General features: G+C 40.4%; 19 protein-coding genes. 11 read left to right on the forward strand and 8 right to left on the reverse strand.

Annotated features, from left to right (window positions below; genetic code table 11):
- Positions 1-36 precede the first annotated feature (36 nt).
- Genes UB51_RS01955 through UB51_RS01990 form a run of 8 tightly spaced genes read left to right on the forward strand, consistent with a single transcriptional unit; the run spans position 37 to position 7,843 of the window.
- Positions 37-1,422 (forward strand): glycosyltransferase family 4 protein, encoded by a 1,386-nt coding sequence (locus UB51_RS01955; protein WP_052675730.1) that lies wholly within the window; start codon positions 37-39, stop codon positions 1,420-1,422.
- A gap of 44 nt (positions 1,423-1,466) precedes the next feature.
- Entirely contained in the window at positions 1,467-2,558 is a 1,092-nt protein-coding gene (gene wecB, locus UB51_RS01960; protein WP_044875842.1) for a non-hydrolyzing UDP-N-acetylglucosamine 2-epimerase, read from the forward strand.
- Positions 2,551-3,537 carry a polysaccharide biosynthesis protein gene (locus UB51_RS01965; protein ID WP_044875843.1) on the forward strand — a complete coding sequence of 329 codons (987 nt, stop codon included), beginning with the start codon at positions 2,551-2,553 and terminating at the stop codon, positions 3,535-3,537. Before wecB ends, UB51_RS01965 begins: the two co-directional genes overlap by 8 nt.
- Positions 3,534-4,361 carry a dTDP-4-dehydrorhamnose reductase family protein gene (locus UB51_RS01970; protein ID WP_044875844.1) on the forward strand — a complete coding sequence of 276 codons (828 nt, stop codon included), beginning with the start codon at positions 3,534-3,536 and terminating at the stop codon, positions 4,359-4,361. The genes UB51_RS01965 and UB51_RS01970 overlap by 4 nt, the downstream gene beginning before the upstream one ends.
- Entirely contained in the window at positions 4,358-5,272 is a 915-nt protein-coding gene (locus UB51_RS01975) for an NAD-dependent epimerase/dehydratase family protein (RefSeq protein WP_044875845.1), read from the forward strand. Before UB51_RS01970 ends, UB51_RS01975 begins: the two co-directional genes overlap by 4 nt.
- Positions 5,269-5,988 (forward strand): glycosyltransferase, encoded by a 720-nt coding sequence (locus UB51_RS01980; RefSeq protein ID WP_044875846.1) that lies wholly within the window; start codon positions 5,269-5,271, stop codon positions 5,986-5,988. Before UB51_RS01975 ends, UB51_RS01980 begins: the two co-directional genes overlap by 4 nt.
- A gap of 19 nt (positions 5,989-6,007) precedes the next feature.
- Positions 6,008-6,796, forward strand: a complete 789-nt coding sequence (locus UB51_RS01985) for a glycosyltransferase family 2 protein (RefSeq protein ID WP_082062999.1) — start codon at positions 6,008-6,010, stop codon at positions 6,794-6,796.
- A 3-nt stretch (positions 6,797-6,799) separates the two neighbouring features.
- Positions 6,800-7,843 carry a glycosyltransferase family 4 protein gene (locus UB51_RS01990; protein WP_044875847.1) on the forward strand — a complete coding sequence of 348 codons (1,044 nt, stop codon included), beginning with the start codon at positions 6,800-6,802 and terminating at the stop codon, positions 7,841-7,843.
- Between the two features lie 240 nt (positions 7,844-8,083).
- On the opposite strand, the gene UB51_RS01995 is transcribed toward UB51_RS01990, so the two are convergent.
- Together UB51_RS01995 and UB51_RS02000 are read right to left on the reverse strand one after the other, a co-directional pair.
- A complete protein-coding gene (locus tag UB51_RS01995) occupies positions 8,084-9,310 on the reverse strand; it encodes a glycosyltransferase family 4 protein (RefSeq protein ID WP_044875848.1) in 1,227 nt (408 codons plus the stop codon).
- Between the two features lie 30 nt (positions 9,311-9,340).
- Positions 9,341-10,411 (reverse strand): glycosyltransferase family 4 protein, encoded by a 1,071-nt coding sequence (locus UB51_RS02000; protein ID WP_044875849.1) that lies wholly within the window; start codon positions 10,409-10,411, stop codon positions 9,341-9,343.
- 189 nt (positions 10,412-10,600) lie between these two features.
- Between UB51_RS02000 and UB51_RS02005 the strand changes: the two genes are divergently transcribed.
- Entirely contained in the window at positions 10,601-11,608 is a 1,008-nt protein-coding gene (locus UB51_RS02005; RefSeq protein WP_044875850.1) for a YhcN/YlaJ family sporulation lipoprotein, read from the forward strand.
- Positions 11,609-11,754: 146 nt separating this feature from the next.
- Here UB51_RS02005 and UB51_RS02010 read toward each other — a convergent pair whose 3' ends face one another.
- The 4 genes from UB51_RS02010 to UB51_RS02025 form a co-directional block, all read right to left on the reverse strand.
- Complete coding sequence (locus UB51_RS02010; RefSeq protein ID WP_052675731.1) at positions 11,755-13,539, reverse strand: FTR1 family iron permease; 1,785 nt, start codon at positions 13,537-13,539, stop codon at positions 11,755-11,757.
- Between the two features lie 34 nt (positions 13,540-13,573).
- The gene (efeB, locus tag UB51_RS02015; RefSeq protein WP_044875851.1) at positions 13,574-14,860 is read right to left on the reverse strand and encodes an iron uptake transporter deferrochelatase/peroxidase subunit; all 1,287 of its coding nucleotides are present in this window, start codon (positions 14,858-14,860) and stop codon (positions 13,574-13,576) included.
- Complete coding sequence (gene efeO / locus UB51_RS02020; protein WP_044875852.1) at positions 14,861-15,760, reverse strand: iron uptake system protein EfeO; 900 nt, start codon at positions 15,758-15,760, stop codon at positions 14,861-14,863.
- Positions 15,761-16,032: 272 nt separating this feature from the next.
- Positions 16,033-17,013: a LacI family DNA-binding transcriptional regulator gene (locus UB51_RS02025; protein ID WP_044875853.1), complete on the reverse strand. Its 981-nt coding sequence runs from the start codon at positions 17,011-17,013 to the stop codon at positions 16,033-16,035.
- A 336-nt stretch (positions 17,014-17,349) separates the two neighbouring features.
- Here UB51_RS02025 and UB51_RS02030 point away from each other — a divergent pair, with 336 nt between their 5' ends.
- Positions 17,350-17,577 carry a helix-turn-helix domain-containing protein gene (locus UB51_RS02030; RefSeq protein WP_044875854.1) on the forward strand — a complete coding sequence of 76 codons (228 nt, stop codon included), beginning with the start codon at positions 17,350-17,352 and terminating at the stop codon, positions 17,575-17,577.
- Positions 17,578-17,672: 95 nt separating this feature from the next.
- On the opposite strand, the gene UB51_RS02035 is transcribed toward UB51_RS02030, so the two are convergent.
- Positions 17,673-18,011 (reverse strand): helix-turn-helix domain-containing protein, encoded by a 339-nt coding sequence (locus UB51_RS02035; RefSeq protein WP_044875855.1) that lies wholly within the window; start codon positions 18,009-18,011, stop codon positions 17,673-17,675.
- A 545-nt stretch (positions 18,012-18,556) separates the two neighbouring features.
- Positions 18,557-19,372 (reverse strand): TerC family protein, encoded by an 816-nt coding sequence (locus UB51_RS02040; protein WP_044875856.1) that lies wholly within the window; start codon positions 19,370-19,372, stop codon positions 18,557-18,559.
- 447 nt (positions 19,373-19,819) lie between these two features.
- Here UB51_RS02040 and UB51_RS02045 point away from each other — a divergent pair, with 447 nt between their 5' ends.
- Positions 19,820-20,821: an MBL fold metallo-hydrolase gene (locus tag UB51_RS02045; protein WP_044879839.1), complete on the forward strand. Its 1,002-nt coding sequence runs from the start codon at positions 19,820-19,822 to the stop codon at positions 20,819-20,821.
- Positions 20,822-20,850 lie beyond the last annotated feature (29 nt).

Genomic DNA, 20,850 nt, shown 5'->3' on the forward strand with positions numbered 1-20,850 from the left:
GTCCCAGTACCTATTAAGGTGGTCGAAACTTAAACGATGAAGAAACCTAAACTCATGCTATTCTGCCACGTGAGTAATATCGAGAGCATAACAGGCTCTGAGAAGCTCCTATTACTGTTTTGTCGTCATATATCCGCTAGTTTTGATTGTATCTTAGTTGCACCGCAAGAGGGGAAATTCACAACATACGCAAGACAGCAACAGACAGAGGTGCGAATTCAGCCTTATCCGTTGCACTACGAAATGTATACACCTCATGCCAATCTACTGAACGATGTGGAGGCGTATAGAAACGCGCCTAATTATGATGCTATCCTGAGATTAATTGTGGAAATTTCTCCAAATGTGGTTTTGACGAATACATGTGTAAATATAGTCCCGGCTATGGCTGCCAAGTCATTAGGGATTCCTGTCGTTTGGAAATTAACTGAAGTCATCACGGAGAATGCCTATACTTCTTTGGCGGTGCAATGGATAGACCAAAATAGTGACTGGGTGATTGCTATTTCCCATGCGGTAGCACAAAGTTTTGTAGGAAATATGACTTCCCCCATCTCTATTTTGTATCCTTCTATAGGGCTTCGTATGAACGATATCCTGTTGAATCAGAATCTACGTATTCTCAAACGTAAAGCTCTTGAGCTGAGTTCCAACGAATCATGTATCGGTTATATATCATCCTTCATCTATGAGGATAAAGGACTCAAGCAGTATATAGAGATGGCGTTATTACTCTGTGTAACTCACCCTGATGCAAGGTTTCTTGTTATTGGGAGTTCTATAGATAATGGTTACTTTGATGCTTGCGTTTGTAATGTAAAAGAGTCAGGTTACGAATCCCGCTTCACTTTTATCCCCTATGTAAAGACGGTCCACCCTATATATTGTGCTATGGACATTCTAGTTATTCCCAGTATGGTCAATGAGGGCTTTGGGTTGACAGCTTTGGAAGGATTAGCGTCTGCTAAACCAGTCGTGACGTTCTCTTCAGGTGGTTTAGTGGAAATGATGCAGAGCATAGGTAATCAGGATCGGCTTGTTGGTACAGGTGACAGTCAAGGACTGGCTACAAAAGTAGCCTATTTACTTGATCATCCAGACGAAGCTGCGGCTATAGGTAAACACAATCAAGTAATAGCTAATACACTTTATGGAATAGATTCATTCATGCAGAAATTGCTGGAGATGATCCAGCACTGGGGTCATGTACATCCTGAATGGTTTATAGAGCCTATTCTCTCTCCATTCCAATTTCAATTACAGCCTTCTACAAGGAAGGCTATTCATGCTAGGCGTAAGAAAAGACTTGATCGCCGCAAAAAAAGAGCTGTTCAGAAGAAAATAATCCGGAAGAAAAGTAGATCCTTGAAGAGGAGAATTCTTCGTGAAAGGGGAAAGTTTCTGAAAAAACGCTATGCTTAAGGCATCGTAAGAAACTGAAAAGAAGAAGGTAGGGAAGCGAAAACATGAGAATTATGACGATTTTGGGTACACGTCCCGAAATTATCAGGCTCAGCTTGATCCTTCCTAAGCTGGACCGATATGCACAGAGACATGTACTAGTACACACAGGGCAAAATTTCACAGAGAGCCTAAGTGGTGTGTTTTTTCGGGAGATGGGTCTACGAGAGCCTGACTATATATTACAAGATGCGGCAGCCTCCCTAGGAGGTCAGTTGGCATCGATGTTTCTACAACTAGAGCCTATTCTGGTTCAAGAGAAGCCAGATGCAATTCTACTCTTGGGGGATACCAATAGTGCATTATGTGCGATCCTAAGCGAGAGACTTGGCTATCCTGTCGTGCATATGGAAGCAGGTAATCGTTGCTTTGACTTGAATGTTCCAGAGGAAAAAAATCGGCGTATCATCGATGCCATTTCTTCTATTAATATGCCATACACGCAACAGAGTAAAGAACATCTCATACGTGAAGGTGTTCCAAGTCAGCGCATTGTATTGACTGGTAATCCGATCTATGAGGTTATGCAGCATTATGAATCTAAGGTGTTGAATAGCGATGTGCTGAATCGCCTTTCGCTGAAACCTGATGAATATTTTCTTGTAACTACTCATCGTTCGGAGAATGTAGATCGACCTGATCATTTGTTTCAAATTATGAGTGGATTGAACGCCGTTGCTGAGACACATGGACGTCGTCTCATATGTAGTATTCATCCACGAACAGCTTCTCAAATTACGAAGCATTTGCAATTAAAGATGCATCCACTAGTGGAATTTCATGAGCCCTTCGGATTCTTCGATTTTATTATGCTTGAGCGCCAAGCTTGCTGCGCTCTTACTGACAGTGGAACTGTTCAGGAGGAATGTTGCATCTTGCATATTCCAACCGTTACGATGCGTTGGACTACAGAACGCCCAGAGACTGTGGATTGTGGTAGCAATATTGTATCTGGTGTAGATGCTGTAGCTATAGCGAATTCGGCATCCATGATGTTGAACATGCCAAGAAGGTGGCAGTGCCCAGAAGGATACTTGGTAGACAATGTATCGGATAAGGTTATCAAATTTATGCTTGGAGGGAAAGTATATGTTTGAAAATCAGCGTATTTTGGTAACAGGAGGGACAGGATCTTGGGGGCAGGAGCTCATTACACAGCTGTTGCCACGTCAGCCTAAGGAAGTCATTATTTATTCACGTAATGAGTCTACTCAGGTAGCGATGAGTCGTCAATTTGAGAGCGATCTACTAAGTTTCTGTATTGGCGATATTAGAGATCGTGAGGCACTAACCGTGGCCTGCCAAGAGGTGGATTATATATTCCATTTAGCAGCACTTAAGCATGTGCCCATATGCGAAGAACAGCCTTACGAAGCGCTTAAGACCAATGTCATCGGAACACAGAATGTGATTGAGGCGGCTATTGAGAATCGTGTGAAGAAGGTCATTTATATATCTACAGATAAAGCTGCTAATCCATCCAACTTCTATGGCATGACTAAAGCAATCGGTGAAAAATTAATTGTGTACGCCAATCTGCTACGTAGTCAGACTCAATTTGTTACTGTACGCGGTGGGAATGTGTTAGGTACAAATGGTAGTGTTGTCCACCTATTCATGGATCAAATTGAGCGCAAAAAACTAGTCAACATAACAGATATGAGAATGACACGATTCTTCCTAACGCTGCCAGATGCGATTACATTATTGTTCAAGGCATCTATTGAAAGTGTAGGTGGAGAAATATTCATCATGACGATGCCAACTTGTCGTATCGTAGATTTAGCTGAGGTACTCATTGAAGCTTCAGGAATGGAGTATGTGAGTATGATTGAAACAGGCATTCGTCCAGGGGAGAAAATCCATGAGATCTTGATGAGTGACTATGAGAGCCAAACAACGATTGTTTTCGATGATCAATATCTTGTAATCCTTCCTACCATTGATATTCCCTATGTGAAAAAACATTACAGTCGTTATCCTCATGTTTCTTTCAGTAGTTTCAGCTCGGAACAAAATATTATGACGAAAGAGGAGATTAAAGATATTCTCGTCCGAGGAGGCTTCTTGTCATGAAGCTGCTGATTTTAGGCGGGAACGGCATGGCAGGGCATATGCTAGTTGATTATTTCAAGAGACAAGGGAAGCATAGTGTGTTCTACACAACGAGAAATGAGAAGGACCCCTCAGGTCTTATTCTAGACGTATCGGATATGCATAAGGTGGAACAAATGATTGAAGTTGTCCATCCTGAGGTAGTCATTAACGCAATTGGAGTACTCAATCAACATGCCAAGGAAGACATTATTCGGGCTTATCGTATTAATGGTTTGTTGCCCCATCGTCTTCAAGCTGCTGCTGATCACATTTCTGCACGTCTCATTCATATTAGTACAGATTGCGTATTTCTAGGAACCCGTGGTCAGTATGTAGAGGAGGAATGCCCAGATGGAGTCACACCCTATGCCGTGACGAAGGCATTGGGTGAAGTTCGTATGCAGGGTCATTTAACGATACGCACCTCCATCATTGGACCTGAGATTCGCTCTAATGGTATAGGTCTGATGAATTGGTTCATGAAGCAGCATGGAGAAGTTCTTGGATATAAGTGTGTATTATGGAATGGAATAACGACCCTAGAGCTTGCAAAAGCGATAGACCATTTCTTGGACACAGATACCTCTGGTATTGTTCATTTAGCTCAAAGTACCTCTATAAGTAAATATAACTTGCTTCTAATGATGAAGGATATATGGGAGAGAAGAGATATTCACGTCATTCCAGATGATAGTCTTAAACAAGATAGAACGTTGAAGACAACGCGTCGTGATGTGACTTATTCCGTACCTCCTTATAGATTCATGCTTGAAGAACTTGCTGTTTGGATGAACATGCGATGAAGGAACAGACATTGCTTATTACAGGTGCTAATGGATTTACAGGAAGGCATGCTTGTGATTATTTTGCAACGAAGGGAATTAGAGTTATCGCCGTGATCCGTCGCCCTGATAGTCTGCCACCCATTGCAGGAGTTGAACCATGGGTTTGTGATTTGACCGTGAAAGATGAAGTACAGACATTGGTTCATCATGTGAGACCAGACTTTGTTCTGCATTTAGCAGGCAAAAACTCGGTTCCTGAATCATGGATCGATCCTTTGCTATACATGGAGAACAATATATTAGCCACTTTAACTTTGCTTGATGCATTACGTAGCCATCCAGAAAGTCATATTCTTATTGTAAGTTCACGTTTGAAGTTTACGCTGGCTACCCCTCCTCGCCCTCCACATCCTTATAGTTTGAGTAAAACGTTGGAGGAGTGTGCTGTATTGTCATGGAGGGAATTGTTTCAACAGCATATATTACTAGCCGAGCCGAGTAATCTAATGGGACCAGGACCCTCCACGGGAATTTGTGCATTGCTTGCTAGACATATTGTCAATAGTGAGCAGGGAAAGGATATGAATTCTTTTCGTATATCCTCACGTTATGACACGCGAGATTTCGTGGATGTAAGGGATGCTATTCTAGCTTACGATCTAATTCTTGAGAAGGGGGAGTCGGGGAGGGTGTATCCAATATGTTCTGGTGTGAAGCGTTCACTAGGAGATATTGCGACTTCTATGGTTGAGTTGGCCAAAGTACCCATCCTATTGGAAATGGGTCATGCTCCACAGTCCTCTTGGATAGATGATGAATGCCAGTCTAAGGATTTGTATGATATGGGATGGAAGCCCCAAATCCCTTGGGAGCAATCTCTTCTTGATATTATGGAGTACTTTCGTACTGAGGGGGTAAAGGGAGAATGACAAGACCATTGGTAAGCGTAGTAATTCCTTTTTATAATTGCCCTTATATTGATCAAGCGATACAATCAGCACTTTCGCAAACCTATACCCCGCTTGAGATTATCGTTGTAGACGACGGTTCTACACAGCATGTAGATAAAATCACTCCCTATCTTCCGTATATAAATTATTTGGGTAAAAGTAATGGGGGGACAGCAACGGCTCTTAATCGCGGAATTGTACACGCCACAGGACAGTATGTGGCTTGGCTTAGTTCTGATGATATATTCTATCCAGCTAAAATCAATAATCAGGTTCTCTTTATGCAGGAACATTATGCTTATATATCTTATACAAATTTTAATCTAATTGATGCAGCCAGTAACGTGACACAAGAGAAAGCAGGTGCATCTTTCTGTACTGTGAAGGACTTTTATAGCTGTTTCATACATGGAAATCCAGTGAATGGATGCACAGTTATGATGAGAAAGGAACTGTTTGGCTTTATTGGATTATTTGATGAAGGGCTACCTTACACACATGATTTCGATCTGTGGTATCGCGTCATGTTGGGTGGATACTACTTTCCTTTTCTTAACGAATCGTTAACAGCATACCGCATTCATGATGAGATGGGATCGTTAAGACATCAAGCTACGATCCAACAAGAAATTGTTGCTACTAAGGCTCGTTATTATGATCCGTTCGTGCAATTTCTGCAAAGACTTGGAGGTTAGAAGAAAGGAGGGAAGTAGCATGTACGATGAAACGAACGCCTTAGATGCTTCACTTCAGTTTCAACAGAAGTTAAAATGTTCAGAAAATATACTGGATGATGGGCCTAAAGTATCGATCATTATTCCTTTTTATAACTGTCCCTACGTCGATCAAGCCATTCAAAGTGCTAGAGCACAATCCTATAGCAATATAGAAATTATTGTAGTGGATGATGGTTCGACAGCACACAGGCAACTTATTACCCCATACTTGAATACCATTCGCTACTTTCGTAAGAGCAATGGGGGGACAGCGAGTGCACTGAACTATGGAATATTACAAGCAACGGGACAATATTTCGCATGGCTTAGTTCCGATGATATCTATACTTCAGATAAAATAGAGCGACAACTTCAATTTATGCTAACGAATCATGCTCTAATAAGTCATACAGCTTATTATTATATCAACTCTGAGAGCATTAGAACGAGTGAGCCTATTCGTTGTTCTTTTCAGAGCCCAAGACATCTACTAGAAACTTTAATGAGCGAATGCCCTATTAACGGTTGCTCCATCATGATGGATATGAACGTGTTAAGAAAGGTCGGCCTATTCAATGAAGAGCGACGATACACCCATGATTATGATCTGTGGCTCCGTATTTTGCCTTTTTTCAAACTATTCTATGTAGATGTCGCACTTCTCGAATATAGGCTTCATAACAACATGGGAACAGTGCTATATAGAGATGAATTATACAATGAAATGAGACTTGTGCAAGACACACATCGCGAAACTATACTTCAGCTTATTCAACAGGAGGGATGAGGGATGCGATTTACATTTCCTATACTAACGTTGTGTCATGGTGGAGCTCAGAGGATGCTAGTAGAGATTACAAATCGGCTCACTAAAGGTGGACACGAGGTCTACATTGTTATGCCAAAGCAAGGTGTTATTAAATATGATATTTACTCTAATCTCGTTCATACAACTCATACAGAATTGTATGAATCTGATTTTCCGATAAGTGATATTATTATTTCTAATTTTTATACAACGGTTCCAGTAGCTGAGCAAGCAAGTAAGAACGGAAAGGGTATCCATATTCGTCTTTCGTTGTGTTATGAGCCTACATTCTTGACAGAAAATCATGTATCCTTTCCTAGCTATCACATGGTGCCTAACTTACTTGTTTTATCTGGCTGGCAGCAGCAAATGATATTTAATAACCATGGTATATATGGAAGTATAGTTCCCGTGGGAGTTAATTATTTCTTTAAAAATCTTAAAATTCGTTCCGAGACAGAGCAATCTGTAAATGTATCAGCCATAATTAGAATGCCTGAAGGTGGCTTTGCATGGCATCGAGAACAGAATTATTTGATTGAGCAATTAACAAAGGTTAAAACTCAGTTTCCTTCTGTTCAGATTAACTTGATCTCACCACCAGGCGAATATTATCAGTCTCCAATCTTGCAAACATTGAAGGATACAGGTTATTTCGTTATCTACACACCTGCTGATGATCTGGAATTGAGATATCACTACAACCAGACAGATATTTTTGTGAGTTCAGGTACCTATGATACAGGCTCATTACCAGGTCTTGAAGCGATGCGATGTGGTGCAGCATTGGTGACTTTGTACGCTGGAGGAAATACGGAATATGCAGTAAATGAAGTGAATTGCTTGATGACCTATAGATATGAGAACAAGTTGGCTACTGATATTATTAGACTTTTAGAGAATCCAGCTCTACGTAAGGAATTAGCAATGAAGGGAGAGCGAGATTCATATCACTTTTCTTGGGAAAGAAGTTATACTGCATTTGAAAGAGCTGTGTTAGATATGGTTAGTCGTGCAAATTTATGACACATCAAGAAACTTCCAATTTCACATTACGGGTGACTTTGGAATTTTTTGAAACTACCAATGAGAGAGAATAGAGTTCAGCGAACCGAGGTTCGTCGTTGTGTACATAAAGTTCATAACACTATTTGGCTGTGGGTTAACAAAGAAAAGATCATGGCAAGGACCCACTTTGTTTAAGTGGGTCCTTACTAATACCTCCATGTTGTTGGAATATTCTATGAATCATTGAAGAAATGGTGATTATACATGCATCAATTCTAGGTATGCTCTTAATGTGGCTTCAAACATCACTTCAAGGGATCGATGTTCGGTAGCCCAGATTTTAGCATGCTTTCCAACCATAACGCGGATATGATCATGCTTTAACACGAAAGCAATTCTTTCGCATAGAAGTTCTGGATTATCTGGAGGGGTTAACCAACCGGTAAGTTCATGCTGAATCATTTCTGGCATCCCGGTAGTATTGGATACGATACAAGGTATTCCAGCAAGCTGGGCCTCAGTTACGGAGAAGGGTTGGGTATCCTGTAAGCTAGGTTGGACGTAAATATCCGCTTTACATAGAATGGAAGGAATATTTTCTTGTTCCCCCCATAACACAACATCCTGCTGGATATCTAATTGAATACAGCGAGACTGAAGCTCCTTACGCATGCTTCCCTCTCCAACGATCCAACATACCCAATCCTGGCGGTTTTTTTTTAATTTACCAAGCGCCTCAATTAATAGCTGCACTCCCTTTATATATTCTAAGCGTCCCGTGTACATAATTACTTTTTTCCCTAAGGGTGGAAGAACTGCGAATTCCACTTTAGACTTGGTATCATAGGTATTTAGATTAATTCCATAGGGAACTATACGAAATTTTTCTGTTGGAATACCAAGCTCCATAATCGTCTTTTTAATCCAATAAGAAGATACGATAAGTCGATCTGCTACATGAGCGCCTAAGTATTCCATAGATTGATAGTACATACATAGGTCTGTCTTCTTAAATTCTTTCCATGTCAAGGTTGGAGTGATGGATTGGTACTCGAAGAACATCTCTCTTGCAAAAGAACCATGGAAGCTAGCAATTAGAGGGATTTTTTTATCAAGAATACGGCTTATGGCATAGGAAGATATGGGATCTTGTGCATGGATCAGATCGTATTGATCGATTCCCAAGTAGGTTGCGCCCAGTTCAAAAGTGTTACGTTCTACTTCTAAGCTGAGGATTTGTTCATGACTAGTTTGATATGAGGTGAGGATATTAGAGATTGTTTTTTCTCGGAGTATTTCTCGAACTTCTTTTTTATTAAAAGACTTATTTTTATTTAGAATGTATAAAGCGTCGTTCTCAATGTCAGTTCCCATGAGATCAACTTCATACCCTTGCTGCTCAAGCCTGGAGGCTAACTGGTTCATGTACGTCCAAATTCCTCCCATATTTGTTAAACCCCAGTAAGTCACAAGTAAAATTTTCATGATGATTATCTTCTCCGATCTTTGAATGTTCTAAAAAACGTGAAGTTCATTCATCATTTGACGAAAAGAAGTTACATATTGTTCGGGAGAAAAATGTGAAGCTATGTGTTTCTGTCCTTGAGTTCGAATCAAATGGCGTAATGGCTTATTTCGCATGATCTCTATTCCTTCTTCAACAGCTTTGGTAATGTTGCCACGAGGATAGAACTTACCTGTAGTATTATGAGTAATGAATGACCGAACACCATCGGAATCGGTACTAAGAACAGGACATTTACAGCTCATAGCTTCAGCTACGGCATATCCGAATCCTTCTAGGATTGAAGTCGATAATAGAAATCCTCCAGAATCTCCAACCATAGAGTAATATCTAGGCATTTCATGATGCGGAATATTGGAGAAATACCCAATGACAGAATCTAAGTGTAGTTGTTGAACCATGATTGTGAATTCGTCGCGATCTCGTTCATCGAATAAATTGGCGTCTTGGAACATCCAAATTCCTATATTAGGTTGTATCTGTAAGAGTTGATAACTAATATTTAGGAATTCCTTCCAATTTTTATTGGCTTCCAATCTGCCAACCCATGCAATTGCAGGATAAGGAGGAGATTCCGTCGTAAGATGCGTAAAGGATGAGGTTTCTAGCAGATTTGGAATGATAAATCGGGGTAACCACGGGCATAGATTAATAAAAATTTCAATTAAGTGGGAAGTTTGTGGGAGTAGAACAGCGCTGCAATAGCGCTCAAGGAAAGTTGCCGCTTCAGTTATCGTGGCTGTAGCTTGTTCAAGTGTTCCAAATCCTTGAGCTTCAAAGAGAAGTGGACCTTGGTATCCGAGTGAACGTAGACGTTCCAACATAAAGTAATCCGATATTACGACAATGGCATCGTAATTGTGTTCATGCAATAAAGAGGAAATTTCTGAGTCATCAGAAGTTATATAAGTAGGGATATTATGAATATTTTGCTGACCTGCTCCCCATTGAAGATATAGTAAATGTCCCTCAATACCGTGTTTTTGTAGGGCAATACAGCGCAGGCGATTAAGTGTTTCAACTCCACCACTCGGAACATAGAATGTGAACAATACCTTCAATATAGATCACCTCCAAGACACTCTTCTGTTATACAATACGCCTTATTTCAACTGCGGTGTGTATGGGCAATCAATTTGGGTTCTTTTTGAGTAAGTATTGCTTTTATGTCAAATCCTTTCAGCATAGCTCTTCGTTTAGCAGGTCATCCTAATCCATGTAACACACACTGTTGAATGGAGGCTGAATGAATGATACGATCGAAAGCAATTAATTTATCTTTATCGACAGCGCTTCTTGTAAGTATGTTTGGTGTAGCGGGGTGTATGACGAAAGAGCCAGCCAACACGAATATTAATACGAAGAACGTTCGTAACACTAATGATGATAGACGTATTGGAGTTAATTCGTTACGTGATGGTAGAGACCGATTAACTACACGTAATAACACAACAATGGATCAGATGACGAATCTGCATGTCGATCGTAAACTTGCGGCCAAAATTGCAGCAATCAAAGGAGTCCGTTCAGCTAATGTATTCTTGACGGATGACAATGCTTACGTTGCTGTTTCTTTGGACAACGCCGGTAATACAGTGAATAACTTAAGTGTGGGAAGAGGGCCAGCATATATCAATAGTGCAAATGGAATAAATGGTCTAAATGGAGTAAGAGATGTAAACAACAATGTCAATGGTCTAAATGGAGTAAGAGATGTAAACAATAATGTAAATGGTCTAAATGGTGTAAGGGATGTAAACAATAATGTAAATGGTATAAACGGTCAGTATAACTCTTACAGAAATGACAGTAAAGGAAACAGAGGATTAAATGGCACGACGGCGACAGGAAGTTACGGCCTATTACGTGATATGACTTCTGATAATAATGGTATTGAAGGAAATGGATATAGAGCTAAAAATATCCAGAATAACAATGCTAGAACAAGTAACTATCATAACAAGGTTACACCACTAGACAATGAAGGTGTAAGATATAATCGAAGTAGTACAGCTGTAAATAATATCCCTACGGAGATTAGAAAACAAATTACATCCATTGTACAGAAACAAGTACCTGGAATCAAAAAGGTATATGCATCTTCTGATCCAGACTTTGTAGCACGTCTAAACACATTTGCTACAACGTATGGTACTGGAGTAAACAATGTGAATAACACTAATTTAGTGACTGATTTCAAAAAATTGGTTTATCGTATATTCCCAATGCACGATAGTACCATGGATCCAGATAAATAATATGTCTTTATTAAACAATCAAACCCTTGTTTTTCAACAAGGGCTTTTTTCATTAAATAAGCAAAGTATAAGTTTTCACTATACTTTGCTTATATTTCAACGATAAACGGTTACAGTCCCTTTAAGGACGGCGCAGCCGTTTCTTCTTATTTATGTGGTTTTTTGATGATAAATTGCCAGACGATATAAACGAGTAATATGAACTGAGGGATGGATGTTTCCCAAGTGGGATACATACCTAGCCACGAAAAGGAGGGTAAATATTCATGGGTATGTGCAGGGAATTGACCTGCAACTTGTAATGCATGAATACTTTGACCAAGAAATCGTAACACTAAATAGTAAATTAACAGTGTAGCCGTAAGGAAAAAACCACGGATGGGTAATTTAACACTTAGTACGATAATGGCATAGCCAACGACAACAAGAATGGCAAGTGCAATGCTAATCCCTAAGATGAGCTGGAAAGGATCAATAGAAGGAGCCATCCCTACATAGAAGATCGTTGTCTCTGCTCCCTCACGAAGAATAGCAAGTCCAGATACGGCAAATAATGACCACAAGCTACCCTTAGCCAGTGCATTATTTACTTGATCTTTCACATAATTGTTCCATGCAGTGATATTCGCTTTACTGTGCATCCAATAACCTACAGTTAGCATCATGATGACAGCTACCAGACCTGTAATTCCTTCAATAAATTCACGTGTACTTCCCGATGTTGCTTGAGAAATCGTGTAATGAAGCACAACAGCGAGGATGAAACTCAGGATTAAGCCGACACCTGCTCCAGACCATATCCACTTCTTTCCATGATCAATACCACTACGCTTAAGGTAGGAGAGTAAGGCCGCTAACACTAAGATGGCTTCTAATCCTTCACGAAGTAGAATGAGCGACGCATCCCAAGCGGTATATGTCTGATTACTTGAAATGGGTTCTAGGGATGTAAGCATATCATCCATAGTTTGTATTGCTTTGGCGAGTAAAGGCGGTTTCGAGAGTAAATAGCCAGATACAGCTGTCATTTGATTCTCGATTTCGGTATATAGTTTCGCAGAATATAATTGTACTTCACCTTCTACAGAAGGCCATAATGTAATAAATTGTTCCATGTTCTGAGCCGCTTGATCTATTTGTCCATCCTGAACCTGATTACGTGCAGACTTTAGAACTTGAAGTAAATCTTTAAGCGTATGTTTGTCAGTGGTGATACTGTTGTTTGTTTTACCTTCTGAATAATCTTCAAGTAAGCTGATAAGCTTCTGCATCTGCAGTTTTGCTTGATCTCCTTTAATAGGATCTGCCTGAAGATTTACACGGACTAGAGTAATTTGAGTTTCTAATTGTCCATATACATTAAATTGGTCTTGACGGATAGCAGACTCGGATTTTTTCCAGTCTTTTACAATATATTGATAGCTTTGTTCTGCTTTTGTCCAATCTTCCTGCTCCATGGCTACCATACTTTCTTTAGCATAGGAGAGCAGTTTTCTAGCTGTTTCGGGTCCTCTATTAGTATCCTGTTCAGATTTGGGTTGGACAGCAGAAATATATCGATCTACGGACTTGGCTAGCGTGGATAATGATTTTTTAGCTGCTTGGATGTCTTTGATTTCAAGTTTTTGTCTAGCTTCGGTTAATGCGGAGTCAATATCGTTAGCCAAGGCGGTTTCACTAGCAGGTTCTTTAGATTGTAATGTATCCCACAGTTGTTGCACATACTGTAAATCGTCTAACGCAGTATCCCATTGTCGTTGACCTGCTTCTACAAGAACGCTACCGACAGCAGGCATGAGTTGATCGATAGCGGAATTGTTGTCATTTTCTGCTGAAACAGAAATGGGATAGGCACATATGCAACAGACAATGAGGAGAGCACTCACCCATGCCGTAATTCTTATGCGTGATAATCGAATGGATAATAGCATTGAAATAGGTCTCCTTGGTTTGAATTTCTTGAAATTAGAATAAAGAATCACCTATATATCTTCCTTGTTCAATGCCAGGAAAACAAGCAAAAACTGCACTTCCAATATTAGAAATGTACTCGTTAAGCTTATCCCCAGCAGCAAGCTTCTGCTGGATAGGCACAAATTGTTTATATAGATCTCTTTGAAAGCTTATAAAGAGTAATCCTGCATCTAGCTGACCTCGGGTTGAATCTATCCCACTAGAATAAGAATAAGAACGTCGTAGTAACTTTAAGGTTCCATCGCCATGAGATAAAGCCACATGGGAATTGGCTGGAATCTGGAGATTACCCTCAGGCGTTGTAGCATGAACGTCTACAGGATCAAATTCTTGTTGAGCTCCCATCGGTGCACCGCTATCACGATAACGCCCGAAGGTTGCTTCCTGATCTTTGAGACTAGATCGATCCCACACTTCGATGAGCATACGGACACGTCTTACAACCATGTAACTGCCGCCAGTCATCCATGTAGCACCATCTGTGTTTTGAGCCCATACGACTTGGTTCATGAGATCAGGGTCAGATACATCTGGATTGCCTGTACCATCCTTAAATCCAAGAAGATTACGGGGCGTTCCTGCAGATGGGTCTGCTTGAGTTGTACGCTGAAATCCATCTTGTGTCCAGCGAAGCACGGCTTTACCTCTAGCAAGTCTAGTTAAATTTCGAATAGCATGAAAGGCAACCTGCATATCGTCTGCACAGACCTGTACCATCAAGTCACCTCCACACCATTGGGGCTGTAGCTGATCTCCCCGAAAGGAGGGAAGATCTTGAAAGTTAGCAGGACGCTTAGACTGCAATCCAAATCGTGAATCGAAGAAGGAGGGACCAACACCAAAGGTAATGGTGCTTCTTGAAGGTGAAAGTCCCGCAGCTTCACCTGTATCTGAAGGTGGAAGGTTCTGATTATTATTACTACCAATCAGACTCCCTTGTGTCATGGTGAGGGTAGCCTCAGTCCATACTTGAAACAGTTTGCGTACTTCACCAATATCACTAGTAGTGATATCAAAAGCTGCACAGCAAATGAAATTCTGGGCGGGTGTAACAATCCCAGCCTGATGCTTACCATGAAATGGAATACGATCTATGTTGGAAATGCTAGCTTCCTCAGACTTAACTTTGGTGCGTGTAGACAGGATGCCGCCAATCCCAGCCCCGCCTAGCATGAGGCCAATCCCACCCACACTAGCGATTCGTAATAGTTCACGACGGTTGATTTTTTTCTTGAGAATAGATTCGGGTTGATTATTAGATTCAGAAGGTTCCATCATTTACACTCCCAAAATAGTACCCATATTTGAGAGGGGTTCGGCAAGGGCATCTAAATTTTGACTTAGTGTACGAACTTCTTCCTCTTTCAACTGCTCGTATGAAATATATCCTTTGCCTTCCTTGAAGGGCTCAAGTTCTTTCAGTAGCGCAGTAAAACGTTCGCCGATTTGTTTTTCCAAATCAGCATCTTTTGTTGCGAGTGCAGGTTTTAAGATTTCATAGATCTTACTTGCGCCTTCTACGTTGGCTACGAAATCATATAAATCGGTATGAGAGTATAGTTCTTCCTCACCTGTGACTTTCGAAGACGATATTTCATTTAGTAGTTCAACCGCACCTGTTACCATCATGGCGGCATCGATTTCTACGGTCTCTACTTTGGCTCGAAGCAATTGAGCGTCTTTAAGTAATTGATCAGCATATTCTTCCTGCCCATCCGTTGTGCCATCTTCCCATAGACTTTTCTCTATGCGATGGAATCCTCGCCAATTGGCTTCTTCAACATCATTCACACGAGCATCGATATTAGGATCAAGATCGCCTAGTGCCTCTGCAATAGGTTCAATTCGTTCATAATACATACGGGTTGGGGCATATAAAGCTTTGGCTTCCTCCAATTTACCTTCCTTAACTGCGTTCGTAAACTTCTCCGTTTCCTTCACAAATATATCGCATTGCTCAATAACAAAGTTACGGTATTGATCGATGGCCGAGGTGAAATCGATTGAGACCGTCTGATCCGTTGTGACAGTCTTTGTAGCTGTAGGCTTGTTATCTGCAGATGAGGTTGATTCATTTACAGAGCCGGTGGCATTGCTAGCGTCGTCCTTGTTGGCACATCCGGTAAATAGAATAGAAGCGGCAATAAGACTAGCGGGAACAGCAGAATGAAATTTCATTAGAACACCCCTTTTATATGTATAATTGATAATGATTATCAATTAATCTGGGTTTATCATAAGTCCGTAGCCTTTTACTGTCAATATAAAAATGTGATTTCTTCAATTTGAAGTTATAGCTCAAAGGGGATGTAGGCGTTTGTGATGGTAATCTATTAACTGCTGTAATACAGGTAATTAATGATAGAGGGTGTATTAATGAGGGGGACAGAGTAGCAACGACATAATACCCTGCCGATTCTTTTTGTGAGTCTTTAAATTACTGGCCTGTATTACACTGTAGAGCGCTCTATTATGTGGTAATCCAGTTTTCGGTATATAGGTTGTCCTCCACCATCTCCGGTAATCTGTCCGTGAATGATTCGAAATGCGGCAGCGCCCATCTCGAATAGCTGATTATCTATTGTTGTTAGTCCTAGCAGTCTACCAATAGGCTGGTTATCAAATCCGATCACTGCGAGGTCTTCAGGGATGCGAATGTGATGCTTCCCTGCTTCAATGATCAGACCGGCAGCGACATGATCCCCGGTAACAATGATAGCGTCAGGCCGCTCTGTCATATTTAACAGTCTATGCAGCACCTCAGCGCCGTCCTCTTCATTCAGACAGTCAAATATCATCCACTCCTCTTGAAAAGGGAAGTCAGATTCTGCAAGGAAGTCATGGAAAGCGGATAGTCTAATAGAGTTACTACTGCCAAGTTTTCTTCCCATGCAGCATCCAATTTTACGGTGTCCCTTGTCGGATAAATATTGCAGACCGTGGCGGAAGGCAGAATAATGCTCTATATATACAGAGGAAAAGCTGCGTTCGCCACTATCCTGACAGGTTACAATGGGGCCGTAAATCGTATATTCCTCAATGACTTCAGGCTTCAGTGCTGTAGACACGATGACAACGCCGTCAATTTCCTTGTTGCGTAGCATGTCGAGTACCTTAATTTCCTCTTCGGAACGGTAATCAGTTTGACACAAAATCAGCCGGTATTGCGATAACAACGCTTCATGAGCAAGACCCTCCATAATGACTGAGAAATAAAAAAGGCTAATATAGGGCATAACCACAGCTATTGTTTTCGTGCGGCCGGTAATGAGATGTACGGCGTTCATATTCCGGGTGTAGTTTAATTGCTCTATAGTGTTCTGCACAGCGGCTCTTTTGTCCTTACTGACATAAGGATGATCATTGAGCACACGCGATACGGTAGTTACGGAAACACCAGCGATGCGTGCGATTTCTTTTATGTTAGCCATCGGTGCAGTTACCTCCTTAGAGTACGAGAATGTAGTTATTTTATTTTATCATATTGTCAGTCGGCTTCTGAAATAAAAGACTTGCTATGAAATCCATTTCATAAAATACACTAGCATTGTACCAGCGTTATCGGACTAAATCGGCGTGACCGAGAGGGCGTGACGGACCGGTAAGGTTAGTTCTCTACACCGCCATTTTGGCGGTGTTTTTGTATCTATTATCGCCCATTTTAGAGTTGCAACGGCACCATTAACCCTCCCAATACATAATATGTGTTGACTGTATCCCTTTACCTTGTTAGACCATATAAACCCGGGCAAGGAGGGGTGACACCATTGAAGGGAAATAACGACCACAAGAGCAAATTTTTGTTGACCCACCGTGAACGAGAAGTATTTGAATTACTTGTTCAAGACAAAACGACACGAGATATCGCAGGGCAGTTATTCATAAGCGAAAAAACGGTGCGTAACCACATTTCAAATGTCATGCAAAAACTAAATGTCAAGGGACGTTCGCAAGCTGTTGTCGAGCTGATTAAGCTTGGCGAACTTGTGATTTGACCTAAGACCTAAGCCTTCAATTTCCCCTTGGCCTTCTGAAATGTGTCTCCCTTTAAATTAGGTAGTTCACAGTCAGAAGGTTATTTGTTGTTCTTTTACTTCGTAGAATTCTGATCCAAATGAGTAAACATAACTTCAAGCATGCTTAATGCCATTTGCTGCTCATGAGTTGGACGGTCCTGGAGCAATTGTGTAATTTTATGAATGAAGTGACTTTCCTTCATTTTGAGGGATGAGTGAAGTAAATCATCTGCCGTTACTCCCAATTGATTGGCTAACTTGATAAGGGTTTCGAGTGTGAGGCTTCGCTCTCCACGTTCAATCTGTCCAATGTAGGCATGAGAGACGTCGATCTTCTCTGCCAATCTTTCTTGGGTAAGATTATGTTTAAGTCTTTCTTGACGCAACCGCGATCCTAATTGCATATAATCCATCGTTATATCACCCTCCACCTTAAACAGTAGTGAAAGGTTAACAGAAATTTAATATACTGCTAGTTTCATTGTGTTTACTGTTAGTTCAATATGGTATATAATTACTTTAATGGGTTGTTATTCATTGATATGAAAGAAAGGAGAATGAACTTGACTGTCTTAAATGTAACTTTGAGAACGAAAATACAGCCAAATTTTGTGATCATTGTGGCAATTTGTTATATGCATCTTTCAAAGCACAGCTTAGAAATAACGAAGTAAGAACGGAAGAAATTATAGCTTCTTTACCAGAAAAGAAAAAAAGAGGTAAAAGCTTAAAGCTCTCTCTTATCGCCATATTTCTTTTAGGGATAAGCTTGCTAATTACAATTTTGTTGGAATGAACATATAATGCAGATTACAATTATAAAGATTTATCTTGAAATCGGAAAGAGTAGATGGAGACAAAGTGCGATTTATAGCAGAACATACATATGTGATCAGACATGAAGAACCGCCTTCTATAATCTTAAGAAGGCGGTTTTAAGTTACTAAACAACAAGATCTTAATGTTCTAATTGTTTATTCATTTCATGCACAGAATTCTCTTCACTATGTTCTTCATTCTTGCTGCTTAGGAACCAGCCTAAGACAGCGATCAAGACTAGAACGACATAAAAGCTAACTTTCCAAATAGTGCTATGTGCAAAAGATTCAGAAAGCACGCCAAGGGATGGGTGAGCAAGTGTGATTACAGCAAGCTTGACGCCAACCCAACCTACGATGAAGAAGGCTGCAACTTCTAGACCAGGACGTGAATGTAACAATTTCACGAAGTATGATGCTGCGAAACGCATAATGATCAATCCAATTAATCCTCCGGCAAAGACGACTAGGAACTGTCCGCCATCCAATCCTCCAATTCGCGGAAGCCCACTTTTTGGTAATGCTACTGCCAATGCTACTGCGGCTAGAATGGAGTCTACTGCAAAAGCGATATCAGCGACTTCGACTTTAAATACCGTCATCCAGAAGCCAGATTTCTTTTTGGGTTGAGCTGAACTGCCATGAATTTCTTCTGTTTTTGATTTTTTGAAAACAAATTTTCTGAGAATATGATTTGCTGCGATAAACAAGAGATAAAGGGCACCAATAGCCTGTACCTGCCAAATGTCTACTAAGTATGAAATAACAAATAATGAACCGAAGCGGAAAACAAATGCGCCTGCTAACCCGTAAAAAAGTGCCCTTTTCCGTTCATTATCCGGAAGGTGCTTCACCATAATCGCTAACACTAACGCATTATCTGCTGCGAGTAACCCCTCTAATCCAACAAGTACAATAAGTACCCATCCATACTCCAATAATAATCCAAAATCCAACGTTGTTTCCTCCCTTTTATATATCTAGTTAAGTAGTATAAACATCTACGGCTTTTTAAGCCGCGCGTTTAGCAAAATAATGATGTGTTACTTATTACTCTCAAATTGCTGTGAGAAAATCGTCAATTAATGTATCTTCCTAACTAATAACATTAAAAAAGACCTTTACCAAGAAAGTAAAAACCTCTAAAAATAAAGGATTTACTACTTGGTAAAGGTCTCGCTAACAGTTGTGAATTGTCAACAAAGCCGGAGAAGATTCTCTCGTATTGACGACTTTATTGTACAGCTACTCCCCTTTACAGGTGGAAGATATTTAATTGTTGAAGTAAATGAAAGAATAATCTAGCAAAATCATATATTTTTTCGAAGTTAATGTCAATAGGGTATACTATAATTAAGAAAAAAGCACGATTTAGGGGAAAGGAGATTACATAAATAGTGAACATGCCAGAAATGATTACTTGGGATTATGGGATCAACCAAGTTAAAATATCGATGTCCTATCCGTTAAGATGGGTGAACAGTTATGTATTACAAGATTCATCCGGTGGTGTAGCCATTATCGATCCGGGACCACGCAATAGCATAACAGAAAAAGAGTGGGAGAAAGCACTCGAGTACTTAGGTTATACGCTTCATGATGTAAGTGAAGTTTTTGTTACTCACCATCATCCAGATCACTACGGACTGGCTGGTTGGTTTCAATCCCAAAGCGACTGCTTGGTATACATGTCTCAAAGAGCCTATGATGAGTCTCTTATGATGTGGGGAGAGGACTCCGTTATCAATACAGAATTAATGTTATGGTTGCGACAGCATGGATTGCCCGAGAAATGGACAGGTCAGATGGAACAACATTTACTTGATTTCTTACCTCAGGTTTCACCTGCACCTGATATTACAATAGTAAAAGGTGAAAGTCACCTTGAATTGGGTGGTCTATCTTGGTTAGTTATAGAGACTGGAGGACATGCACCGGGACATCTATCTTTATACAATCGTGACTTCGGTCTTATGATGTGTGGTGATGCTGTTCTACCCCAGATTTCACCAAATGTCAGTTTGATTCCCGGTAGTGATCCTGAACCGTTGAATACCTTTATGAATAGTTTGTTGAAATTTAACAACGTTGAGGTGAAACAAGCTTTTCCAGGACATAGGAATCCATTCTCTACTTTCCATAAACGAATAGAGGATCTGCTAGCACATCATGAACAACGCTTATTAGAGATTGAGAAGCTTCTAATTCAATCTCCGCAAAGTGGGTATGAGATTTGCGCTACTCTATTTGGTAATAGATTATCTCTTCACCAAATGAGGTTTGCCATGTGTGAAGCTCTCGCTCATTTACAGGAATTGGTGCGTCGAGATAAAGCACAATCTTCATCTACTTTGAACGGTGGCATCATCTTTACCGCAACTAATAAACCTCTAGGTTCACTTTGAAAAGTGTACTTGGAGGTTTATTATTATTG

The organism is Paenibacillus sp. IHBB 10380, assembly GCF_000949425.1.
GTDB lineage: Bacteria > Bacillota > Bacilli > Paenibacillales > Paenibacillaceae > Paenibacillus_AQ.

Excerpts from the sequence above, each read along its gene's own strand:
- wecB (WP_044875842.1), top strand. The coding sequence starts at position 1,467 with ATGAGAATTATGACGATTTTGGGTACACGTCCCGAAATTATCAGGCTC.
- UB51_RS02010 (WP_052675731.1), bottom strand. The coding sequence starts at position 13,539 with ATGCTATTATCCATTCGATTATCACGCATAAGAATTACGGCATGGGTG.
- UB51_RS01965 (WP_044875843.1), top strand. The coding sequence starts at position 2,551 with ATGTTTGAAAATCAGCGTATTTTGGTAACAGGAGGGACAGGATCTTGG.
- UB51_RS01970 (WP_044875844.1), top strand. The coding sequence starts at position 3,534 with ATGAAGCTGCTGATTTTAGGCGGGAACGGCATGGCAGGGCATATGCTA.
- UB51_RS01995 (WP_044875848.1), bottom strand. The coding sequence starts at position 9,310 with ATGAAAATTTTACTTGTGACTTACTGGGGTTTAACAAATATGGGAGGA.
- UB51_RS01990 (WP_044875847.1), top strand. The coding sequence starts at position 6,800 with ATGCGATTTACATTTCCTATACTAACGTTGTGTCATGGTGGAGCTCAG.
- UB51_RS02025 (WP_044875853.1), bottom strand. The coding sequence starts at position 17,013 with ATGGCTAACATAAAAGAAATCGCACGCATCGCTGGTGTTTCCGTAACT.
- UB51_RS02035 (WP_044875855.1), bottom strand. The coding sequence starts at position 18,011 with ATGGATTATATGCAATTAGGATCGCGGTTGCGTCAAGAAAGACTTAAA.
- UB51_RS01980 (WP_044875846.1), top strand. The coding sequence starts at position 5,269 with ATGACAAGACCATTGGTAAGCGTAGTAATTCCTTTTTATAATTGCCCT.
- UB51_RS01975 (WP_044875845.1), top strand. The coding sequence starts at position 4,358 with ATGAAGGAACAGACATTGCTTATTACAGGTGCTAATGGATTTACAGGA.
- UB51_RS02045 (WP_044879839.1), top strand. The coding sequence starts at position 19,820 with ATGCCAGAAATGATTACTTGGGATTATGGGATCAACCAAGTTAAAATA.
- UB51_RS01955 (WP_052675730.1), top strand. The coding sequence starts at position 37 with ATGAAGAAACCTAAACTCATGCTATTCTGCCACGTGAGTAATATCGAG.
- UB51_RS02005 (WP_044875850.1), top strand. The coding sequence starts at position 10,601 with ATGATACGATCGAAAGCAATTAATTTATCTTTATCGACAGCGCTTCTT.
- UB51_RS01985 (WP_082062999.1), top strand. The coding sequence starts at position 6,008 with ATGTACGATGAAACGAACGCCTTAGATGCTTCACTTCAGTTTCAACAG.
- efeO (WP_044875852.1), bottom strand. The coding sequence starts at position 15,760 with ATGAAATTTCATTCTGCTGTTCCCGCTAGTCTTATTGCCGCTTCTATT.
- efeB (WP_044875851.1), bottom strand. The coding sequence starts at position 14,860 with ATGATGGAACCTTCTGAATCTAATAATCAACCCGAATCTATTCTCAAG.